Source organism: Streptomyces sp. JLSY215, from assembly GCF_059682825.1.
In genome coordinates this window covers 4,047,600-4,069,107 of record NZ_CM185022.1, presented here as the reverse complement: position 1 = coordinate 4,069,107, position 21,508 = coordinate 4,047,600, and the positions used below count along the sequence as shown (strand labels likewise).

Annotated in this window: 16 protein-coding genes, 4 tRNA genes and 1 riboswitch; of the genes, 10 read left to right on the top strand and 10 right to left on the bottom strand. The window is 71.4% G+C overall.

The genetic code is table 11. The features are described 5' to 3' along the window. Positions 1–7: 7 nt before the first annotated feature. Positions 8–4,036: an ATP-dependent RNA helicase HrpA gene (gene hrpA, locus AC5677_RS18140; RefSeq protein ID WP_497196053.1), complete on the bottom strand. Its 4,029-nt coding sequence runs from the start codon at positions 4,034–4,036 to the stop codon at positions 8–10. Positions 4,037–4,229: 193 nt separating this feature from the next. On the opposite strand from hrpA, the gene AC5677_RS18135 reads away from it, so the two are divergent. Next, entirely contained in the window at positions 4,230–4,382 is a 153-nt protein-coding gene (locus AC5677_RS18135) for a hypothetical protein (protein WP_497196052.1), read from the top strand. Between the two features lie 59 nt (positions 4,383–4,441). Continuing rightward, positions 4,442–4,648 (top strand): hypothetical protein, encoded by a 207-nt coding sequence (locus AC5677_RS18130; protein ID WP_497196051.1) that lies wholly within the window; start codon positions 4,442–4,444, stop codon positions 4,646–4,648. Positions 4,649–4,702: 54 nt separating this feature from the next. Here the strand turns inward: AC5677_RS18130 and AC5677_RS18125 are convergent. From AC5677_RS18125 to AC5677_RS18110, 4 genes are all read right to left on the bottom strand, one after another. Next, positions 4,703–4,776 (bottom strand) — tRNA-Phe (locus tag AC5677_RS18125). Positions 4,777–4,780: 4 nt separating this feature from the next. Then, positions 4,781–4,855, bottom strand: a tRNA-Asp gene (locus tag AC5677_RS18120). 48 nt (positions 4,856–4,903) lie between these two features. Then, positions 4,904–4,976 (bottom strand) — tRNA-Glu (locus AC5677_RS18115). Positions 4,977–5,058: 82 nt separating this feature from the next. Further along, positions 5,059–6,570 carry a metallophosphoesterase family protein gene (locus AC5677_RS18110; protein ID WP_497196050.1) on the bottom strand — a complete coding sequence of 504 codons (1,512 nt, stop codon included), beginning with the start codon at positions 6,568–6,570 and terminating at the stop codon, positions 5,059–5,061. A gap of 230 nt (positions 6,571–6,800) precedes the next feature. Between AC5677_RS18110 and AC5677_RS18105 the strand changes: the two genes are divergently transcribed. The 5 genes from AC5677_RS18105 to AC5677_RS18085 all read left to right on the top strand — a co-directional run bounded on the left by AC5677_RS18105 (position 6,801) and on the right by AC5677_RS18085 (position 12,089). Beyond that, positions 6,801–7,151 carry a metallopeptidase family protein gene (locus AC5677_RS18105; protein WP_497196049.1) on the top strand — a complete coding sequence of 117 codons (351 nt, stop codon included), beginning with the start codon at positions 6,801–6,803 and terminating at the stop codon, positions 7,149–7,151. Between the two features lie 101 nt (positions 7,152–7,252). Next, on the top strand, positions 7,253–7,960 hold the full coding sequence (locus AC5677_RS18100; RefSeq protein WP_497196048.1) for a hypothetical protein: 708 nt from the start codon (positions 7,253–7,255) through the stop codon (positions 7,958–7,960). Between the two features lie 238 nt (positions 7,961–8,198). Next, entirely contained in the window at positions 8,199–10,433 is a 2,235-nt protein-coding gene (locus AC5677_RS18095; protein WP_497196047.1) for a DEAD/DEAH box helicase, read from the top strand. Positions 10,434–10,634: 201 nt separating this feature from the next. Then, a tRNA-Lys gene (locus AC5677_RS18090) sits at positions 10,635–10,707 on the top strand. 242 nt (positions 10,708–10,949) lie between these two features. Continuing rightward, positions 10,950–12,089, top strand: a complete 1,140-nt coding sequence (locus tag AC5677_RS18085; protein ID WP_497196669.1) for a PP2C family protein-serine/threonine phosphatase — start codon at positions 10,950–10,952, stop codon at positions 12,087–12,089. 1 nt (position 12,090) lies between these two features. Here AC5677_RS18085 and AC5677_RS18080 read toward each other — a convergent pair whose 3' ends face one another. Next, the gene (locus tag AC5677_RS18080; protein WP_497196046.1) at positions 12,091–13,221 is read right to left on the bottom strand and encodes a DUF2332 family protein; all 1,131 of its coding nucleotides are present in this window, start codon (positions 13,219–13,221) and stop codon (positions 12,091–12,093) included. Positions 13,222–13,681: 460 nt separating this feature from the next. Beyond that, positions 13,682–13,833: riboswitch (cyclic di-AMP (ydaO/yuaA leader) on the top strand. Positions 13,834–13,844: 11 nt separating this feature from the next. Between AC5677_RS18080 and AC5677_RS18075 the strand changes: the two genes are divergently transcribed. Continuing rightward, positions 13,845–15,008, top strand: a complete 1,164-nt coding sequence (locus AC5677_RS18075; RefSeq protein WP_497196045.1) for a M23 family metallopeptidase — start codon at positions 13,845–13,847, stop codon at positions 15,006–15,008. A gap of 155 nt (positions 15,009–15,163) precedes the next feature. Beyond that, positions 15,164–16,105, top strand: a complete 942-nt coding sequence (locus tag AC5677_RS18070; RefSeq protein ID WP_497196044.1) for an aldo/keto reductase — start codon at positions 15,164–15,166, stop codon at positions 16,103–16,105. 106 nt (positions 16,106–16,211) lie between these two features. Here AC5677_RS18070 and AC5677_RS18065 read toward each other — a convergent pair whose 3' ends face one another. Then, entirely contained in the window at positions 16,212–16,514 is a 303-nt protein-coding gene (locus AC5677_RS18065) for a hypothetical protein (RefSeq protein ID WP_497196043.1), read from the bottom strand. Between the two features lie 97 nt (positions 16,515–16,611). Between AC5677_RS18065 and AC5677_RS18060 the strand changes: the two genes are divergently transcribed. Then, positions 16,612–17,535: a YDG/SRA domain-containing protein gene (locus AC5677_RS18060; RefSeq protein WP_497196042.1), complete on the top strand. Its 924-nt coding sequence runs from the start codon at positions 16,612–16,614 to the stop codon at positions 17,533–17,535. A gap of 178 nt (positions 17,536–17,713) precedes the next feature. Here AC5677_RS18060 and AC5677_RS18055 read toward each other — a convergent pair whose 3' ends face one another. The 3 genes from AC5677_RS18055 to lhgO all read right to left on the bottom strand — a co-directional run bounded on the left by AC5677_RS18055 (position 17,714) and on the right by lhgO (position 21,320). Next, positions 17,714–19,060, bottom strand: coding sequence for a PrsW family intramembrane metalloprotease (locus AC5677_RS18055; protein WP_497196041.1), 1,347 nt, complete (start codon positions 19,058–19,060; stop codon positions 17,714–17,716). 74 nt (positions 19,061–19,134) lie between these two features. Then, positions 19,135–20,031, bottom strand: a complete 897-nt coding sequence (gene trmB / locus AC5677_RS18050) for a tRNA (guanosine(46)-N7)-methyltransferase TrmB (protein WP_497196040.1) — start codon at positions 20,029–20,031, stop codon at positions 19,135–19,137. Between the two features lie 77 nt (positions 20,032–20,108). After that, positions 20,109–21,320: an L-2-hydroxyglutarate oxidase gene (gene lhgO / locus AC5677_RS18045; RefSeq protein ID WP_497196039.1), complete on the bottom strand. Its 1,212-nt coding sequence runs from the start codon at positions 21,318–21,320 to the stop codon at positions 20,109–20,111. Positions 21,321–21,508: the final 188 nt, after the last annotated feature.

Here is a 21,508-nt window from a genome sequence, read left to right as displayed (position 1 = left end):
CTGCCCCTCAGCGGGGCACGGCGGCGTCCACGGCCTTCACGATGCGCTTGTCCGAGACCGGATACGCGGTCCCCAGCGCATGCGCGAAGTAGCTCACCCGCAGCTCCTCGATCATCCAGCGGATCTCCCGGGCCGCGGCCGGCACCGGCCGCCCCTTGGGGAACTGCTCCAGCAGCCAGGCGTATTCGTCCTGCATCTCCTTCACCTTCGCCATCCGGGTGCGGTCCCGCTCGGCGTTGGTCGGCAGCTGCTGCAGACGGCGGTCGACGGCCACCAGATAGCGCATCAGATCCGGCAGCCGCTTGGCGCCGTGTGCCGTCACGAAGCCCGGCCTGATCAGCGCCGCCAGCTGCTCCTTGATGTCCGTCAGCGACGGCAGCAGCGAGGGGAACGTCGTGTCCTTCAGCCGGCGCTCGCACGCCTGCCAGGCGGCCAGCACCTCCTGGACCTGCTGGACGGTCTTCAGGGTGGCGTCCACCAGGTCCGCGCGCACCGCGTCGAACAGCTTCCGGAAGGACTCCTCGTCCCACGCCGGGCCGCCCCGCGCCGCGATCAGCCGGTCGGCGGCGGCGGTCACACAGTCCTCGAAGAGCGCCCCGATGGAGCCGTGCGGATTACGGGAGAGCGCGAGCTTCTGCTGGTTGCTCAGCTTGCCCTGGGCGAACTTGGCGGGGTTGGAGGGGACGTTGAGCAGGATGAGGCGGCGGGTGCCCGCCCACATCGCCTGCAGCTGCTCGGCCTCGGTGTCGAAGAGCCGTACGGCGACACTGCTGCCCTCGTCCACCAGCGCCGGGTACGCCTTGAGCGGCTGGCCCGCGCGCCGGGTCTCGAAGGTGCGCGGCAGCGCGCCGATCGTCCAGGACGTGAGCCCCGTGCGCTGCTCCAGACCGGCCAGCGCCGCCGCCCCGTCACCCTTGGCGCCCTTGCGGTCCTTGGCGGGCCGTTCGGCGGCCTGCTCGAAGGCCTTGGAGATGGCGGCCCGGGTCTTCGGCTTGAGCTGCAGCCGCAACGCCTCCAGGTCCTTGGCCTCGGCGAGCTTGCGGCGCCGCTCGTCGACCACCCGGAAGGTGATCTTCAAGTGGTCGGGAATCCTGGCGGTGTCGAAGTCGGCGGCCTCGACGGGGACGCCCACCATCCGCTGCAGCCCGGCGGCCAGAGAGGTGGTGAGGGCGCCCTGCAGGGGCACCGTGGAGTCCAGGAAGCGGGCCGCGAAGTTCGGTGCCGGCACGTAGTTGCGGCGGATCGGCTTGGGCAGCGACCGGATCAGCTCCGTCACCAGCTGCTCGCGCAGGCCCGGGATCTGCCAGTCGAAGCCCTCGGAGGAGACCTGGTTGAGGACCTGGAGGGGGATGTGGACGGTCACACCGTCCGCGTCCGCGCCCGGCTCGAACTGATACGTGACCTTGAACTTCAGATTTCCCTGCCGCCAGGAATCCGGATAGTCGTCCTTGGTGACGGCCTCGGCGGACTCATTGATGAGCATCGAGTGCTCGAAGTTCAGCAGCTCCGGCTCTTCGCGCTGCTGCTTCTTCCACCAGGAGTCGAAGTGCGCACCGGAGACGATGTCCGCCGGAATGCGCTGGTCGTAGAAGTCGAAGAGCGTCTCGTCGTCCACGAGAATGTCGCGGCGCCGGGCGCGGTGCTCCAACTCCTCGACCTCGCCGAGCAGTTTGCGGTTGTCATGGAAGAACTGGTGGTGAGTACGCCAATCGCCCTCCACCAGGGCATTACGGATGAACAGATCGCGCGAGGTCTCCGGGTCGATCCGGCCGTAGGTGACCTTGCGCTGCGCGACGAGCGGGACGCCGTAGAGCGTGACCCGCTCGTACGCCATCACCGCGGCCATCTTCTGTTCCCAGTGCGGCTCGCTGTATGTGCGCTTGACCAGGTGCTGGGCGAGCGGCTCGACCCATTCGGGCTCGATCTTGGCGTTCACCCGCGCCCACAGCCGGGACGTCTCGACCAGCTCCGCGGACATCACCCAGCGCGGGGGCTTCTTGAAGAGCGCGGAGCCGGGGAACACCGCGAACTTGGCGTTGCGGGCACCCAGGTATTCGTTCTTCGCGTCCGTGTCCTTCAATCCGATATGCGAAAGCAAACCGGAAAGCAGCGCGGTGTGAATGTGGTCGGGTGCGGCATCCTCCTCGCTGAGGTGAATGCCCATGGACTTGGCGACCGTACGCAGCTGCGAGTAGATGTCCTGCCACTCGCGTATCCGCAGATAGTTCAGGAACTCCGACCGGCACATCCGGCGGAAAGCGGACGAAGAAAGCATCTTCTGCTGCTCGCGGACATAACGCCAGAGATTGAGGAACGCCAGGAAATCGGACGTCTCGTCCTTGAACCGGGCGTGCTGCTGATCGGCCTGCTGCTGTTTGTCCGAGGGCCGCTCGCGCGGATCCTGGATGGACAGCGCCGCCGCGATGACCATGACCTCGCGGACACAGCCGTTGCGGTCCGCCTCCAGCACCATCCGCGCCAGCCGCGGGTCCACCGGGAGCTGGGAGAGCTTGCGCCCGATGGGGGTGAGGCGCTTCTTCGGGTCCTTCTGCCGGGCGTCGAGCGCGCCCAGCTCGCCCAGCAGGTCGACGCCGTCCTTGATGTTGCGGCGGTCCGGCGGATCGATGAACGGGAACTTCTCGATATCGCCGAGGTCGGCCGCGGTCATCTGCAGAATGACGGAGGCCAGATTCGTCCGGAGGATCTCCGCGTCGGTGAATTCCGGCCGGGCGAGGAAATCGTCCTCGGAGTACAGCCGGATGCAGATGCCGTCGCTGGTGCGGCCGCAGCGGCCCTTGCGCTGATTGGCGCTGGCCTGCGAGACGGGCTCGATGGGCAGTCGCTGCACCTTGGTGCGGAAGCTGTAGCGGGAGATGCGGGCCATGCCCGGGTCGATGACGTACCGGATGCCCGGGACGGTCAGCGAGGTCTCCGCGACGTTCGTGGCCAGCACGATCCGCCGGCCGGTGTGCCGCTGGAAGACGCGGTGCTGCTCGGCGTGCGACAGCCGGGCATAGAGCGGCAGTACCTCCGTCGACCGGAGGTTCTTCTTTATGAGCGCGTCCGCGGTGTCGCGGATCTCCCGCTCGCCGGAGAGGAAGACCAGGATGTCGCCCGGCCCCTCGGCCTGCAGCTCGTCCACCGCATCGCAGATCGCGGTGATCTGGTCGCGGTCACTGTCGTGGCCGCCTTCCTCCAGGAGCGGCCGGTAGCGCACCTCCACGGGATACGTACGGCCCGAGACCTCGACGATCGGCGCATCCCCGAAGTGCCGCGAGAACCGCTCCGGATCGATGGTCGCGGAGGTGATGACCACCTTGAGATCCGGCCGCTTGGGCAGCAGCTGGGCCAGATACCCCAGGATGAAGTCGATATTGAGGCTGCGCTCGTGCGCCTCGTCGATGATGATCGTGTCGTACTGGCGCAGCTCGCGGTCCGTCTGGATCTCGGCGAGCAGAATGCCGTCCGTCATCAGCTTGACGAGCGTGTCGCCGCCGACCTGATCCGTGAACCGGACCTTCCAGCCGACCGCCTCGCCCAGCGGCGTGCGCAGCTCCTCGGCGACCCGCTCGGCGACCGTGCGGGCCGCGATCCGGCGGGGCTGGGTGTGCCCGATCAGGCCCCGCACGCCCCGGCCCAGCTCCATACAGATCTTGGGGATCTGCGTGGTCTTGCCGGAGCCGGTCTCACCGGCGACGATCACGACCTGGTGGTCGCGGATCGCGGCGAGGATGTCGTCCTTCTTCTGGCTGACCGGCAGCTCTTCCGGATACGAGATCGCCGGCACGGCGGCGCGCCGCTGGGCGACCCGCAGCTCCGCCTCGTCGATGCCGTCGGAGATCTCGGCGAGCACGGCCGCGCGGGCCTCGGGCTTGCGGATCCGGCGGGCGCCGTCGAGCCGGCGCCCCAGCCGCTGCTGGTCGCGCAGCATCAGCTCGGGGAGACGCTCCAGCAGGGCTGGCAGGGTGGGAGGGGTGCCGCCGGGCGAGGTGGGAGCGGTGCCGTCGGGCAGGGCGGAGGCAGGCTGACTGGACATACGTCCCCCAGGATCTCACCTCGCCGAATCGCGTGGCGAACGATTTGCGGGCGACCGCGCCCGGACCGTGCGCGGTCGGGTGATCCGCGCCGGTCTGTCCGGGAATCACCCTTTAGCGTGCTTTCCGTGTCCGATCGGCGTGGTGCCCCGCGCCGCACGGTGCGCACGGACGGCCGCTGACCAGCGGCGAGAGATGGGCGGCGGTCACGGCGTCGCCCCCGGCCACATCGGTCGCCGGCTGCCGCCCGGCCGGGCGGTGGTCGCCGGCGCGGTGTTCCGGGTGTGGTGGCGCCGCCATCCGGGTGGGCGGGAGACCGGGGCACCGGAGCGTGCGGCGGACGCCTGATGTCGTCGCCCGCGCGAATTAAGGGGCGCTCACTCGGACGGGCCACTCACAATGCCCGCATGGACAAGGGATTACGACGCACGGCCGGAGTCGCCGCCATGGCCGCCGGTATCGCTCTCGCCGCCTGGCTGGTCTTCGGTACGCCGCACGACTGGGAGGGCGATGTGCGGCTGCTGCGCTGGGCGCTGGGACTCGGGGCGATGGGGGCCATCAGCGGTGGCGCCCGGCTGATCTTCTGGGAGCCGAAGAGCGAGCGCGCCCTGTAGGGGCGAACGAAGAAGGCCCCGGCTCAAAGAACCGGGGCCTTCTCCCAATGGGTGTGGCTGGGGCCGGGGTCGAACCGGCGACCTATCGCTTTTCAGGCGATCGCTCGTACCAACTGAGCTACCCAGCCGCAGCGGTCCTGACGGGATTTGAACCCGCGGCCTCCACCTTGACAGGGTGGCGAGCACTCCAAACTGCTCCACAGGACCTTGCATTGTGCGAAAGCGGCCTGAGCCAGTCTCGCACACGGTGATGCGTGCCCCCAACGGGATTCGAACCCGTGCTACCGCCTTGAAAGGGCGGCGTCCTGGGCCACTAGACGATGAGGGCTGGTGGCCACCTTGGCGTCGTTACCGGCGCCGTCGGGGACGTGAGAAGCATATGGGATGGGAGGACGGTTCGCCAAAACGGTTTACCGGCGGCGGTTACCGGGACTGTGGGAAGGGCTCCTGGTCGCGTGCGCGGAGGGACCGGAAGAGGGGCCCGGGGGCGGGGTGGCGCCCGGCTGGTTCTCGCGGGGGAGGTGGCGGCTGACCTCGGCGCGGGACAGGCCCAGCCCGCCGAGGGTGATCTCGTCCCAGGCCTGCAGCCGTTTGGTCGTACGGTCCAGATAGAGCACCGACGCCTGGACCGGAGCGGGCTTCTTGTTCTGCACGGCGCGCAGCCCGCCGCCGCCCGTCGAGCCCTCGACCATCAGCCGGGTGCCCTGGGGGAGCGTGGTGTTCTCGCGGTGGTGGAGATGCCCGGCCAGGGCCAGCGGGGCGAGGCCGTCGGCCTCGGTGGCGGCGGCGGGGTTGTGGGCCAGCGCGATGTCGACGGGCGTACCGGCCAGGCGCTGGGTGCGCAGCGAGTCGGCGAGCCGGCCGCCGGCCGTGCGCTCCGCGGGGTCGCCGGCCGCCACCACGGAGCGGTCCGGTGTGAACTGCGGGTCTCCGACGCCGGCGATGCGCACCCCGGCCACCTGGGTGACCTTGCCGTTGTCGAGGACGATGACGTGCCTGCGGCCGGTCAGGTACTTCTGCGTGGTGCGCGAGTCGTGGTTGCCGCGCACCCAGACGTACGGGGCGCCGAGGGTGGAGACCGGGTCCAGGAAGTGGTTCTCGGCGGCCGAGCCGTGGTCCATGGTGTCGCCCGTATCGATGATCACGTTGATGCGGTACTGCTCGACCAGGGAGGCGATGATCCGCCAGCTTGCGGGGTTGAGGTGGATGTCGGAGACGTGCAGGACGCGGAGGGTGCTGGGGTCGGGCCGGTAGGCGGGCAGCGTCGAGGCGGCGTCGTACAGCTTGGTCACGTTGGTGACCAGGCGTGCCAACTCCTCCTGATAGACGTTGAATTCGCTGACGATGCTGCGGGCGTTGCCGACCACGGACGGTGCCGAGGAGAGCAGTCCGGAGAACTTCGGCTCCAGGACGGACTGGGGGTTCCAGGTGGCGTACGCGGCGCCCGCGGAGGCGGCGAGCAGGGTGAGGCCGAGGCCGCCGGCGGCCAGGGCGCGGCGCGGGCGGCGGTGGACGGCCAGGCTCAGCGCGGCGGCGCCGCAGGCCACCGCGGCGCAGGAGCGGAAGGCCAGCCCGATGGCGCCGCGGGTGATGTCGTGGGTGACCTGGGCCTGGAGGCCGGCGAACCGCTCGGGGCGGTCGACCAGTGCCTGGGAGCGGACCGGATCCAGCCGGTCGACGTCGACATCGAGCCGAAGCGGCGCGTAGTGGCTGTTCAGCTCCAGGTCGCCCAGGGGTGCCACATCGATCCGGGTGCCGCCGGTCAGGGAGGGCCGCAGCGTCATGCTCGTGTCCATCGGGCCGACCGGGACATGGGCGGTGCCGAGGGTGAGGAGTCCCAGCCAGGCGCCCAGAACGGTGACGGTCAGCAGGCCGAGGGCGCGGGCGCAGGGCCGCGGCGGCGGCCGGTCGACGTCGGCCATCAGGGGCGGTGGGGGAGCCTTCCGCGCCCTTGGGAAACGGGTCCTTACGGCTTTGGTGAGGGTGTCAGCGGTCGGTGTCCGGGAGCGCGCCGAGCGGTCCATTGGTCCCGTATGCCCCCAAGTGGCGGTCATTAAGCGGGGAGCGGACGGCTCCGTGAGGCAGGGGCGGGCCGCGCCGGGAGTGTGTCCATGGGGCGTACGGGGGCGGAGGTACGGGGGAGAATGGTGGCGTGCTGGAAATGACGCGCGAGGAGTTCGAGGAACTGGTCGCCGAGGCGCTGGACCGGATCCCGCCAGAGCTGACCCGGCTGATGGACAACGTGGCGGTCTTCGTCGAGGACGAGCCCCCGGCCGACGCCCCCGACCTGCTCGGGCTGTACGAGGGGACGCCGCTGACCGACCGCGGGGAGTGGTACGCGGGCGTGCTGCCGGACCGGATCACCATCTACCGGGGGCCGACCCTGCGGATGTGCGAGACGCGCGAGGACGCGGTCGCGGAGACGGAAGTGACGGTCGTTCACGAGATCGCCCACCACTTCGGGATCGACGACGAGCGGCTGCACGCGCTGGGCTACGGCTGACCGGATCGGGCGCCCGGCGCGCGTGTCCTCCGGTGGCGGGCGGGAGTTGGGCAGGGAGTCCGTACCGCCGCCCCTGCGCTCCGGATCCGGAGGTCCCACCCGTGCGCCCGATCGCGTCAGGTCATTCGTCTCGTATCCCTGCAGTTCGTCCTCCCTCGGCCCGCGTCCCGTCGGACGGCACCCCCTCGGACGATGCGTCCCCGTCGTCGGCCGGGCGTCCGCTGGCCCGTGTCGCCGCGGCCGCGCTGACCGTCTCGGCGCTGGCCGCGTCGCTGGCCGGCTGCATGAGCGTCAGCGATGCGGAGCCGCCGAAGCCGTCGGGCAGCGCCGCGCAGCAGCACGGTGACGGCAAGGACGCCCAGGCGCGCCCCGGCGGGCTGGCGCCGGACGGGGGTGGCGTTGGGCCGCGCCGTACGGTGCGCGGCGACGGGGAGCGGCGGCCCGCGGACGACGGTGCGGGCGAGGAGGCTCCCTCGGTGGGCGCGACGCCCACGACGCCCGGCCGCAGCGCGTCGCCGCAGCCGGCGGAGCCTTCCGGCCCGGTGCCCAGCGACGGGAGCGGCCACGGCGGGCACGGCCGGCCGCCCGGCGGCTCCGCGGACCCGACGCCGTCGAGCCCCGGCCGGCCGTCCTCCCCGCCGGCCTCGTCGACCCCCACCACGCCCACTGCGCAGCCCACCCAGCCGCCGAGCAGTCCGCCGCCGCCCAGCTCGCAGGCCTCCGGTCTGTCGCCCTCCGCCTCGGTTCCGGAATCCGCTCCCGGCTCGATGTTTTCGCAGGTGGGGCCGGGTCAATGGCCGGATGCGTAGGGCGTGAGCGCGGGGGCGCGTAGGGTGGTGGGGCCCGGTCGTCCGGGGGGCCATTTGCCTTCCGGGGGTCAGGGTGCGTATGGTGGTAGATCGTTTGATCCCATTTGCCCGGCGCCAGAACAGAAGCGCGCCGCGTGGCGCGTTCTCTCCCTTGCCGTGGCTGACCGCATAGAGGCGGTCGTGTGAAACACACGGAGTTTGGGCGCGTGCCGAGACTCCGGAAGGTTTCGCATTTCGCATGTCAATTTCCACTGAGCAGTCCGTCATGCCCGCAGACGACGAGCAGACGGCTCCCGAGGTGATCGAGTCGGCCGAGGCGACGGACACCGTCGAGGCCGCTGAGGCCACCGAGGTCGCTGAGGCCGCCGAGGCCGCTGAGCCGACCGTCACCTTCGCCGACCTCGGACTGCCCGAGGGCGTCGTCCGCAAGCTCGCGCAGAACGGCGTCACCACCCCCTTCCCGATCCAGGCCGCGACCATCCCGGACGCCCTGGCCGGCAAGGACATCCTCGGCCGCGGCCGCACCGGCTCCGGCAAGACGCTCTCCTTCGGTCTGCCGACCCTGGCCCAGCTGGCCGGCGGCCACACCGAGAAGAAGAAGCCGCGCGCCGTCATCCTCACCCCGACCCGTGAGCTCGCGATGCAGGTCGCGGACGCCCTCCAGCCCTACGGCGACGTCCTCGGGCTGAAGATGAAGGTCGTCTGCGGCGGTACGTCCATGGGCAACCAGATCTACGCGCTGGAGCGCGGCGTCGACATCCTCGTCGCCACCCCCGGCCGGCTGCGCGACATCATCAACCGCGGCGCCTGCTCGCTCGACGCCGTCCAGGTCGCCGTCCTCGACGAGGCCGACCAGATGTCCGACCTGGGCTTCCTGCCCGAGGTCACCGAGCTGCTCGACCAGGTGCCGGCCGGCGGCCAGCGGATGCTCTTCTCCGCCACGATGGAGAACGAGATCGGCACGCTCGTCAAGCGCTACCTGAGCAACCCGGTCAGCCACGAGGTCGACAGCGCCCAGGGCAATGTCACCACCATGACCCACCACGTCCTCGTCGTGAAGCCGAAGGACAAGGCGCCGGTCACCGCCGCCATCGCCGCCCGCAAGGGCCGCACCATCATCTTCGTCCGCACCCAGCTGGGCGCCGACCGCATCGCCGAGCAGCTCGTCGACGCGGGTGTGAAGGCCGATGCGCTGCACGGCGGCATGACCCAGGGCGCGCGCACCCGCGTCCTCGCGGACTTCAAGGACGGCTACGTCAACGCGCTGGTCGCCACCGACGTCGCCGCCCGCGGTATCCACGTCGACGGCATCGACCTGGTCCTGAACGTCGACCCGGCCGGCGACCACAAGGACTACCTGCACCGCTCGGGCCGTACCGCCCGCGCCGGTCAGTCCGGCACCGTCGTCTCCCTGTCGCTGCCGCACCAGCGCCGGCAGATCTTCCGCCTGATGGAGGACGCGGGCGTGGACGCCTCGCGCCACATCGTCGGCGGCTCCGGCGCCTTCGACGAGGACGTCGCCCGGATCACCGGCGCGCGCTCGCTCACCGAGGTCCAGGCCGACGGCGCCAACAACTCCGCCAAGCAGGCCGAGCGCGAGGTGGCCGAGCTCACCCGCGAGCTGGAGCGGCTGCAGCGCCGCGCCACCGAGCTGCGCGAGGAGGCCGACCGGCTGACCGCCCGTGCCGCCCGCGAGCGGGGCGAGGACCCGGCCGAGGCGCTCGCTGCCGTCGCCGAGGCCGCCGAGGCCGAGGCCGCCGCCGAGGTCACCGTGCCGGCCCAGGCGACGTCGGACGACGCGCAGCGCCGCTCGTACGAACGCCGGGACGACCGGGGGAACTTCGAGCGCCGGGAGCGCCGCGACGACCGTCCGGCCGGCCGTTCCTTCGATCGCCGTGACGACCGTTCCGGTGGTGGCTTCAACCGCGACCGTCGGGACGACCGTCGGGATGACCGCTCCGGTGGCCGTTCCTTCGACCGCCGTGACGACCGTTCCGGTGGCGGCTTCAACCGCGACCGTCGCGATGACCGTTCCGGTGGGCGTTCCTTCGAGCGTCGTGACGACCGTTCCGGTGGCCGTTCCTTCGACCGTCGTGACGACCGTTCCGGTGGTGGCTTCAACCGCGACCGTCGGGACGACCGTCGGGATGACCGCTCCGGTGGCCGTTCCTTCGACCGTCGTGACGACCGCTCCGGTGGCGGCTTCAACCGCGACCGCGGCGACCGCCCGAGCCGCCCGTTCAACCGTGACGACCGTTCCGGTGGCCGTCCCACCGGTGGCTACCGTTCCGGTGGCGGCGACCGCCCGTTCAACCGTGACGACCGCTCCGGTGGCCGTCCCGCCGGTGGCGGCTACCGCTCCGGTGGCGGCGACCGCCCCTACGGCCGCCGCGACGACCACCGTGGCTCCGGCACCGCGACCGGCTCCTTCGGCCGCCGCGAGGACAAGCCGCGCTGGAAGCGCAACGGCTGATCGCTGATCGGCTGATCCACTGATCCGGACAGGGCCCGTACGACACGCAAGTGCCGTACGGGCCCTGTGCGTTGTGCGGTGGGCGGCCCGCGGCGCCGCTGGTTTTCCGGCACCCGTCGAGGCGTCCGGGCGCCCCGGCGGGAGAGCCATTGGGTAATGGCTTCGGGCTGCGGTGCGTCCTCGGGCTATGCTGCTCGGTGCGGGCCATTAGCTCAATTGGCAGAGCAGTGGACTTTTAATCCATTGGTTCAGGGTTCGAGCCCCTGATGGCCCACCGGTTGAGTGCTGGTTCTGACGTCCTGTGGGGCTGTGACCAGTGGAAAGGCCCCGGTACGCGAGAGCGGCCGGGGCCTTTCGCGCAGCGGCGCCGGCGGCCCGGCGCGGCCGTGGGCCGGACCCGCCGCTCCGGTGCCCGCACTCGCGTGACCCGTACGGCCCAGGACAATTCGCCGACCGGCCCGGTACCCGAAAGCCTTGGGAGTCGACAGCCTTGGCAGTGGGAAGAGGCCGGTGCGGATGCTTCGAGGCTGTGGGAACCGTTCGGCCGAACAGGAGCGGGCGGCGCGCCGCGCCGGGCTGTCACCGTTCGGCCGTCGCGTGGCCCGCTGGCTCCCCGCCGTCCTGATCGTCGGCGGCTTCGCCTTCGACCTGAGCACGCCGCCCCAGTACACCGCCGCGCCGTTCTTCGCCGCGGCGCCCCTGATCGCGGCGCCCCTCTTCTCCCTGGGCGCCACGGCCGTCACGGTCATCGCCGCGGTCGCGAGCGAGTACGTGGTCGTGATGTACCACAGCACGAAGGACAGCACCGAGTCGGTCACCGAGGCCCTGACCGTCCTGGTCGTCGCCTTCCTGGCGCTCGGTATCAACCGGGTCGTCCGGCGCGGCGACGCCCGGCTCGCCTCCGTCCGCGACGTCGCCGAGGCCGCCCAGCGCGCCCTGCTGCCCGCCCCGCCCGAACGGGTCGGCGGGCTCGCGGTCGCCGCGCGCTATATGGCCGCGCAGGCCGACGCCCGGATCGGCGGCGATCTCTACGCGGTGCAGGAGACCCCGCACGGCGTACGGCTGATCGTCGGCGATGTCCGCGGCAAGGGGCTGGAGGCGGTGGAGGCCGCGGTGATCGTCATCGGCGCGTTCCGGGAGGCGGCCGAACAGGAGGCCACCCTGGAGGCGGTGGCGGGCCGCCTGGAGCGGGCGCTGCAACGGGAGGGCGGGCGGCGGGCGGGGCTGGACCAGGTCGAGGGGTTCACCACGGCCGTCCTGGCGGAGATCCCGTCCGGCGCGCACTCCGTTCTGCGCGTCCTCAACCGCGGCCATCCGGCCCCGCTGCTGCTCGCCCCCGACGGCGGGCTGTGCGAGCTGAACCCCGCTTCGCCCGCGCTGCCGCTGGGGATGAGTGACGTGGCGGGGTGGCCGGACCGGGTGGACGAGACGTTCTTCCCGGCCGGTTCGCTGTTGCTGCTGTTCACGGACGGGGTGACCGAGGCCAGGGACCGGACCGGCCGCTTCTACGACGCGCCGGACCGGCTGCGCGGCCGTCACTTCCCCGGACCGGACGCCCTCCTGGACGTTCTGGCCCAGGACGTCGCCCGGCACACGGGTGGGCCGCAGGCGGACGATATGGCGCTGCTGGCGGTGCAGCGGCCGCTGGGGGAGTAGTTCAACCGGCGGCGGGCCACCCGTCGAGCCGGTGCAGGCTCTCGCCGTCCGGGCCGGTGAGGGCGACCGGGCGCTCGTCCAGCGCGAGGGTCAGCAGGCGGTCGTCCTCGGGGCGCGGGGCCCGTTGGCCCGGGGCGGTGATCCAGGGCAGGACGGTGTGGTGCTCGTGGGAGATCCAGTGGCCGGGGCCGGTCCGCTCGGCGAGCACCGACCGTACGAGCGCGGCGAACTCCTCGCGGCGGGCGGGCGGGAGGAAGGCCAGGGCGGCCGTGTGGAAGATGACCAGCGTCGCCTCGGACGGGGCCTCGGCGGCCAGCGCGGGCAGCTCGTCGAGCGGATCGCCGTGCACGATCCGGGGGCGGGGCGCGGGGCGTACGGCTTCGACGGCGGCCGCGAGCCGGTCGGCGCGGTTGTGGCTGTGGGAGAGGTGGGGGGTGTGGTTCCCGTCCTCGGGCCAGCGCAGGGCCTGGAGCCAGCGGAGGTCGTCGCGTGCGGTGAGCGGGTCGAGCGGGTCGGGGTCGATGCCGGCGCGCCAGACGATGTCGGGGAGGCGGGTGAGGGCTTCCGGTGCGGCGGGGGCGGGGCCGGCGCCGGTCGTCCGGCACACGAAGGTCACCGGGCTCCCGGGCGCCCCGAATTCCGTGCCGGAGCCCGCGCCGTCCTCCTCGTACCGGTAGCGGTACCGGTCGGGCTGCAGGCGCAGGCCCGCCGTCGCCCCGACCTCCAGCAGCGCCAGCGGCTGCGGCAGACGGGCGAGCAGCGGCAGCAGCGTGGCGCAGTGCGCAGGCTCCCCGGTCCGGTCGGTGCGGCGCATGATCACGGCACGGACCTCGTCCCAGTGCCGGATGGTCCACTCCCGCCAGCGTCCGTACGCCGTCTCGTTGCGCGGGCCCTGCTCGGCGTGCGGCCCGTCGAGATAGCGGACGGCGGCCAGGAGGAGGGTGGGTTGCTGTTTGCTCCCGGCCGGCAGCGATCCCGACAACAGATCGCAGAACTCCGCGTCGTGGCTGATCCGCGCGGTCAACTCCGCATGGGCGTCGGACCGTCCCCGCGCCTGTCGCCAGGAGAACTCCCGGTACCGATCCGCCACTGTCTGCGCGCTGTTCACGACGTTGACCACGTTGACGACCATGATCCGACGTTACTGCTCTCACGCTCCGTAAGGACCGGGCACCCCTCCGCATAACAACTGACGCACAATCACCGGAAGATCGTTTAGAGGGCTCCGGTCAACTCGCCCGATTTATGCCCGCGATGGGCGGAAAAGTCCACGCCAGAGCGCCTGCGGAGCGCATACGGATTCCCCGGAAGGCTTGGAAAATAGTCACGATCTCTATTACTGTCCGATAACGGAGCGCGGTCGTCCCAGCCGTCGCAAGAGGCGGCACCGCGCGCCTACGCCGAATCCCGCAAGCGCACGCCATGCACGTCGCACACGTCATCACGGCACGCAGGAGTACCCGTACGGATTGAGCGCATGTGCACGGACGGGCGCCAGTGGGCACTGAACAGCGCCGACCGGTACCGATCCACATGACCGCTCGCTCCACGCGACCCGCACCCCTGCGCCGCCCGTTCCGTCTGCGTCATCCGCACCATCCGCGCGGCATGCATGAAGTGCACCGAGGGAACCGGGGAACCACCACCTTGGGGTGAATCGGACGCCTCCCACCAGAGGCGCCCGTAGGAGACCTTCCTGCTCCGAACCCGTCAGCTAACCCGGTAGGCGTGAAGGAAGGAAAGGAGTGCGCCCCCGTGGCGTCCAACAGGCCTGCCCCAGAGGCTCCGTCCGCCGCCTACCTCGATGACCGGGGTCCGTCCGACGACGGATACCCCTTCGACGGATCCGGAGTCGTCTATCAGGGCGGCGAGTACGACCGCGAGCGTGACGACGCGCGCGACGGCGACGGGCCGTGGGAGGAGTGGAACCCCACCGAGGAGTCCGTCCGGTCCGTCCGCGGCAAGCACCGGGTGGCCAAGCAGCGCGGCGGCGCGCTCGCGCGCAGCGGTACGGTCCTGGGCGTCGGCGTCATCGCGGCGGTCGGCGCGGGCGGCATGGCCTCGGCCGAGGACCGCCCGCCGGTCCCGATCTCGATGCCCGACATCGGCGGTATGGCCCACGACATCGCCGAGAAGATGCCGGACGTCCCCGTCATAGGCGGCCTCATATCCGACTCCGGGGCGCCGCGGTCCGGTACGGACACCGGCTCCGCGTCCCCCCACGGCCCCCTCTCCCAGGCGGGCCTCACCCAGCACGAGGCGGCCCAGGGCGCCAACGCCGGCGAGACGCTGCGGAACCGCATCCTCCAGCAGGCCGACGCGCAGCAGGGCGCCGCCGAGCAGGAGCAGCGCGCCGCCGTCGAGACGGCCGCCGTCGACCGGGCCGGGAAGGACGCCACCGCGCATCAGGCGGCCGCCGAGAAGGCCGCGGCCGCCAAGCAGGCGGCGGAGCGCGAGGCCGAGCGCCGGGCGGCGGAGGCGGCCCGCAAGAAGGCCGAGGCCGAGCGCCTCGCCCAGCTGGCCAGGAGCTTCATCACCCCGGTGGCCTCGTACACCCTGACCGCCAGCTTCGGCCAGGCCGGCGACCGCTGGGCCGCGGACCACACCGGACAGGACTTCGCCGCCCCGACCGGCACTCCCGTCAGGGCAGTGCACTCCGGCACCATCACGCAGGCGGGCTGGGCCGGCTCGTACGGCTACCGCCTCGTCCTCACCCTCGACGACGGCACCGAACTCTGGTTCTGCCACCTGTCCTCCATGGTGAAGACCTCCGGCAAGGTCAGCACCGGCGACGTCATCGCCCGCGTCGGCGCCACCGGCAATGTCACCGGCCCCCACCTCCACCTGGAGGTCCGCCCGGGAGCCGGCGACCCGATAGACCCGATGCCGTGGCTGCGGGAGCACGGACTGAGCGTCTGACGCGACGGGGCCCGCTCCCGCTCCCGCTCCCCCGGGAATGCGGGAGCGGGCCCGGGGGAGCGGGAGCGGGTTCCGGGGAATGCGGGAGCGGGCCCGGGGAAATGTGGGAGCGGGTTCCGGGAATAACGCGCCTCTCCGCAACGCTGCAACAACGCATGACTGCGACACGCAAAACCCTCGGCTCGCTCTCCGTCTCGCCCCTCTCCCTCGGCGGCAATGTCTTCGGCTGGACGGCGGACGAGGCCGAGTCCTTCGCCGTACTCGACGCGTACGTGGCCGGCGGGGGCAACTTCATCGACACCGCCGACGTCTACTCGGCCTGGGTGCCCGGCAACAAGGGCGGCGAGTCGGAGACCGTCATCGGCAACTGGCTGGCCTCCCGCGGCAATCGCGCCGATGTCGTGATCGCCACCAAGGTGGGCGCCCACCCGGAGCTCAAGGGCCTGAGCGCCGCCACGATCAAGACCGCGGTCGACGCATCCCTCACGCGCCTGCGCACCGACTACATAGACCTCTACTACACCCACTACGACGACGAGTCCCAAGAGGTCGGGGAATTCCTCACCGCCCTCAACGACCTCGTCCAGGCCGGCAAGGTCCGCGAGATCGCCGCCTCCAACATCTCGGCAAAGCGCCTGGAGGAGTCCCTGGCCTTCTCCGCCCGTGAGGGCCTCGCCCGTTACGTGGCCCTCCAGCCCCACTACAACCTGGTCTCCCGCGACACCTACGAGGGCGAACTCGCCGACGTGGCCGCCCGCCACGGCGTCGCCGCCGTCCCGTACTACGCCCTCGCCTCCGGCTTCCTGACCGGCAAGTACCGCCCCGGCACCACCGTGGAGAGCGCCCGCTCCGAAGGCGCCGCCCGGCACCTCTCCACCGACCGCGGCCTGCGCGTCCTGGCGGCCCTCGACACCGTCGCCGCCGCCCACGACGCCGAACTCGCCACCGTCGCCCTCGCCTGGCTCGCCGCCCGACCCACGGTCGCCGCCCCGATCGCCAGCGCCCGCACGGTGGCCCAGCTTCCGGCGCTACTGGCGGTCGGCGAGCTGACCCTCACGGGAGCTGAACTGGCCCTCCTGAACGAGGCGTCGGCGTGACGGCCTGACCTTCTCGGCCTCGACGCGTGTAGGGGGGCGGGCGGCGGGGCCGGTGGGGCGGCGACGCCTTGGCCCCGCCGCCCCCCCCCGTATACGTCTCGGCTTACTACCCCCGCCGATCCACCACCGCCCACGACGCCACGGCAACCCCACCCGCCACCGCAAACACCGCGGGCCAGGCCCCGACCTTCTTGGCGAGCGGGTGGGAGCCGGCGAATGCGGCCACGTAGGTCGCGCCCAGGGCCGCCGCCGTGGGCCCACCGGCCTTCCGCACCCACTCCCGACCCGCCACGGCCCCTGCCGCGGCCAGCACCACACCACCCAGCGGCCGCTTCTTCGTCCAGCGGGCCACGGCGTAGCCGCCTACGAGCCCACTCGCCGCCACGACACTGCTCGGCACGCTAGCCATTACAGAAACCTCCACATCACAGACAACTTCCCTGAGCCTACGCTCGGGTAATCCGGTTCGAGTGACATGCTGATCAAGCAGTGGGCAGAATCCCCGTATGGCGAAGGCGACATCTCGAAATCCTGTGACGTTCGGTTCCCCTGCGGGGGTCGCAGTGGGGCAGCACTTCAAGAGTCATGCGGAGCTGCATGCGCATGGCGTACATCGGCAAACCGGACGGGGAATCTCCGGTACTGCGCGGGAAGGCGTCGACTCCATCGTGCTCTCCGGTGGCTATGTCGATGACATCTACGGCGACACCGAGATCGTCTATACCGGCGAGGGTGGACGCGACCAGAAGACGCAGCGCATGGTGGCCGACCAGACCATGGATACGCCCGGAAATGCCGGGTTGTTGCTGAATCAAGCCCTCGGTAATCCGGTCCGCGTCATTCGAGGCTTGGATATCAAACGGCAGAAGGCTACGGGTGGCTATCAGTACTGCGGTTTGTTCCGGGTGGCCGACAGCTGGACCACCGTCGGTAAGGAAAGGTTCCGCATCTGCCAGTTCCGGCTGGTCAAGATTGGGCTGGACGAAACGGTGAAGCCGCAATCCGTATCTCCGGATGGCGACACGCAAACCAGCCTGGAAGAACAATTCCGCCGTATCGTTGCATACGAGCGACTCTTGCGTGACTCTGCGGTGGTGCGGCGTGTCAAAGAGATGTACGACGACACCTGCCAAGTATGTGATACGCGGTTGGCGGTTTCGCCAGATGGCAAGGCAATTAGCGAGGCCGCACATATACAGGCATTGGGTAAACCCCACAACGGGCCGGACACGATAGAGAATGTGCTGTGCCTCTGCCCCAACTGCCACGCGCTGTTCGACCGTGGTGCACTCCAACTCACCGATGGTTTTGATGTGATTGATGGCTTGACGCAGAAATTCAAGCGCGCACTGACTCGGGTTAAGGAGCATGAGATACGGGTGGAGTGCATACGCCAGCATCGGAGTCGATGGGCGGAACGCACGTCCTAGCCCGAACCTGGGGCATCCATGAACGCCGGCCGCCCCCAAGGCAGGTTGTGCACCAGGTCGGCTGCTCGCCAGACACGGCTGCGACAGCCCTCGCATCCTCGTGTTCCCGGAGACGCGGCACCGTTGAGAAGGTTGCCATTGTGTCGGATGGGGCAGGGCAGATCGATGCCGGCGCGGGTCAGCGGGCCGTGCGACCCGGCGCGGTGGGGGCGTGTGCCGCAGAGGGCAGCGTGGCTGGCCAGTGAGCCCGATGCGTACGCAGCAACGCCTGAGCCAACGCCCCCTGCACCCAAGGCTGGTACTGCCAAATCTGCAGCAGCAGCTCCTGCTCGCGGGTGCTGAAGTCGTCCCTCGGGCCGGTCAGGTGTGCCCGCCGCCGGTGGAAGGAGAGGGCCGTGGTGAGGGTGGTGTATTCGGCTACCGCGCGGGCGGCGGTGGGGCCTTGGGTGCGGCGGGCCAGGGTGCGGGCCAGGCTGCGGGTTTTGAGGGAGGAGAGGGCGGTGGGTTCGGCGGGGGCGAGCCAGCCGGTGGCGGTGTAGGGGGCGAGGTAGTGGCGGAGGGAGAGGAGTTCCTGGTGGCGGGACCAGATCGCCAGCCAGGTGAGGGCGGTGAAGACGGGGACCATGAAGAGGCCGTAGACGGTGAGGAAGCCCAGGTCGCCCAGGGAGGTCGCGCCGTTCCAGATGGCGTGGAGGAGGACGGCGGTGAGCAGGCCGAGCAGGGCGATCACGGCGCGGGTGATGCGGCGGCGGTGGTGGCGGGTGGCGGCTATGCCGAAGGCCAGGCCGGTGAGCATGGTGAAGAGGGGGTGGGCGAAGGGGGAGACGACGATGCGGATGAAGAAGGTGCCGGCGGTGAGGGAGTGCAGGCCGGAGTGGCCCATGGACTGGTCCTCGCCGAAGGCGTTGCCGAGATAGAGGATGTTCTCGGTGAAGGCGAAGCCGGTGGCGCTGAGGCCGGCGATGACGAGGCCGTCCGTGATGCCGTCGAAGTCGTGCCGGCGGAAGCGGTAGAGGAGCAGGACGGCGGCCGCCTTGACGGATTCCTCCACGACCGGCGCGATGACCGTCGCACCCCAGGCCCGCGCGTCGGACGCCGACGCCCCGATGACATTGGTGGCCAGCCAGTCGGTGGCGAAGCCGTTGGCGAGGATCGCGACCAGCGTGGCCGCGCACGCTCCCCAGGCGAAGGCGAACGCGAGGTTGCGCCACGGCTCGGGCTCTATGTGGTCCAGCCAGCAGAACGCCGCTATGAGGGGCGGAACGGGGAAGACGGCGAGACCGAGGCCGACCAGGAAGCCCTCGGTGCCGGTCTGGTGGCGGACGATGGCCAGGATGATCACGCCGGAGAGCGCGAGCAGCGAGACCAGCGTGATCGCGCGGACGGTCTTGCTGTGCCAGGGGGCGGGGCGCCGGGAGCGCGGGGGCAGCTGGGAGGTGTGGGTGTCCGGCTGAGGTTCGTGGGGGTGAGGGTGGGGCGCGTACGCCGGGAGGGGCGGCTGCGGGGGCGGCTGGGACGGGTACACCCATCGACCTTACGGGCCCGGCCGGCGACGGTGACGGGGGCCTTTCCGGCTCCTGGGCGAGCGCCTTCCGGCGCCTACGGGCGCCGTCGGAACATCAGGTCGTGGACGACATGCCCCTTGTCCAGCCCCTGTCCCTCGAACTTGGTGAGGGGGCGGAAGTCGGGCCGGGGCGCGTACCCGGGGTGGAGGTTCTCGAGCGTCGGATCGGCGGAGAGGACCTCGAGCATCTGCTCGGCGTACGGCTCCCAGTCGGTGGCGCAGTGCACCAGGGCACCGGGGGCGAGCCGGGTGGATGCCAGCGCGACGAATTCCGGCTGGATCAGGCGGCGCTTGTGGTGGCGCTTTTTCGGCCAGGGGTCGGGGAAGAAGACGCGCAGGCCGGCGAGGGAGGCGGGGGCGAGCATCTCGCGCAGGAGGATGATCGCGTCGCCGTTCGCGACCCGGATGTTGGACAGGCCGTTCCGCTCCGCGAGACCGAGCAGATTGCCCTGGCCGGGAGTGTGCACGTCACAGCCGAGGATGCCGGTGTCCGGGTCGGCGGCGGCCATCTGGGCCGTGGCCTCGCCCATGCCGAAACCGATCTCCAGGACGACCGGCCGGCCGTCGAAGAATGCCTCCAGATCGATACGGGAGAGCCCGTCGATGTCCCGGCCCCACTTGGGCCACAGGCGGCGCAGCGCGTCGGCCTGTGAGGGCGAGACGCGGCTGCGGCGGGGTTGGAAGGAGCGGATCCGGCGCTCATGATGCGAGCCCGCGGGGTCGGCGGCGGGGCCGGTCCCGTCGGGGAACATCGGCTCGCCGCGGCGCGGCACGGCAGCCGAGGCGGCGGTGGCACCGAGGCGGGTGGCGTCCTGCGGCGCGGGGCTCGCGGCCATGGCGGGGGCCTGCGCGCCGCTCTCCGGGCCGTCGGCCTCGGGGGCGTCGGCGGCCTGGGGGACGTCGGTTGCGGGGGTGGCGGGATTCTCGGACACAGTGTGTTGATTCTACGGATGGTGAGGAGCGGCAGGATCCGGCCGCGGCGCCCCACGCCCCTCGGCCCCCGCGCCGCTCAGCCCTGCACCGCTCCCAGCACCCTCCGCGCCACTTCCCGTCCGATGGGCAGCGAGGCCGTGGCGGCGGGCGACGGGGCGTTGAGGACGTGGACCATGCCCGGCGATTCCGCGAAGAGGAAGTCGTCGACGAGGGTGCCGTCGGGGAGGACGGCCTGGGCGCGGACGCCGGCCGGGGAGGGGAGGAGGTCCTCCTCCTGGACGGCCGGGAGGAGGCGGCGGACCGCTTCGGTGAAGGCATGACGGGAGAGGGAGCGGTGGAGTTCGCCGGCGCCGTAGCGCCAGTGGCGGCGGGCTATCCGCCAGGAGCCGGGGTAGGCGAGGGTGCCGGCGAGGTCGGCGGGGCGGATGGTGCGCCAGTCGTAGCCCTCGCGGGCGAGGGCGGGGACGGCGTTCGGGCCGATGTGGACGCCGCCGTCGATGCCGCGGGTGAGATGGACGCCGAGGAAGGGGAAGGCCGGGTCGGGGACGGGGTAGACCAGGCCGCGGACCAGATCGGCGCGCGCCGGGGCGAGGGAGAAGTACTCGCCGCGGAACGGGACGATCCGCATGCCGGGGGCGTCGCCGGCCAGCCGGGCGATCCGGTCGCAGTGCAGGCCGGCGCAGTTGACCAGGGCGCGGGCGCGGTGGACCGTCCCGGAGGCCGTACGGACCGCGACCCGGCCGGAGCGGCGGCCGATCGTCGTCACCTCGGCGCCGTACACGATCCGGGCGCCGGCGTCCGTGGCGAGCGCGGCGTACTGGCGGGCGACCGCGCCGAAGTCGCAGACGCCGGTCGTGCCGACATGGATGGCGGCCAGGCCCTGCACCTCGGGTTCGTACTCCGCTATCTGAGCGGGGCCCAGCTCACGCACCGGCAGGCCGTGTTCGCGGCCGCGCTGGATCAGGCCGTGCAGCCGCGGCAGCTCGCTGCGGTCGGTGGCGACGATCAGCTTGCCGGTGACTTCGTGCGGGATGTCGTACTCGGCGCAGAATTTGACCATCTCCGCCGAGCCCTGGAGGGCGTAGCGGGCCTTGAGGGAGCCGGGCGGGTAGTAGATGCCGCTGTGGATCACGCCGCTGTTGCGGCCGGTCTGATGGCGGGCGGGCCCCGGCTCCTTCTCCAGCACCACGACGCGCGTGCGCGGCGCGGCACGCGTGATCGCATAGGCCGTAGAGAGCCCGATGATGCCGGCACCGATCACCAGCACATCGCAGTCGTACGCCGCCACTGCACCTCCCCAACCGGATCACCGCAGGTCCGCCCCTGGCCGGGGACCCGCGCGTCATTGCCGTCGACGTACTCCATCATGACGGCCGCCACTGACAATGCGGCGGGGACGAGACGCGGCGCACCGCCCGGTCCGTGCCGCGCGGGCCCGGCCGCGACGCTCCCGCCCCGAAGGCCCCGCCCCACCCG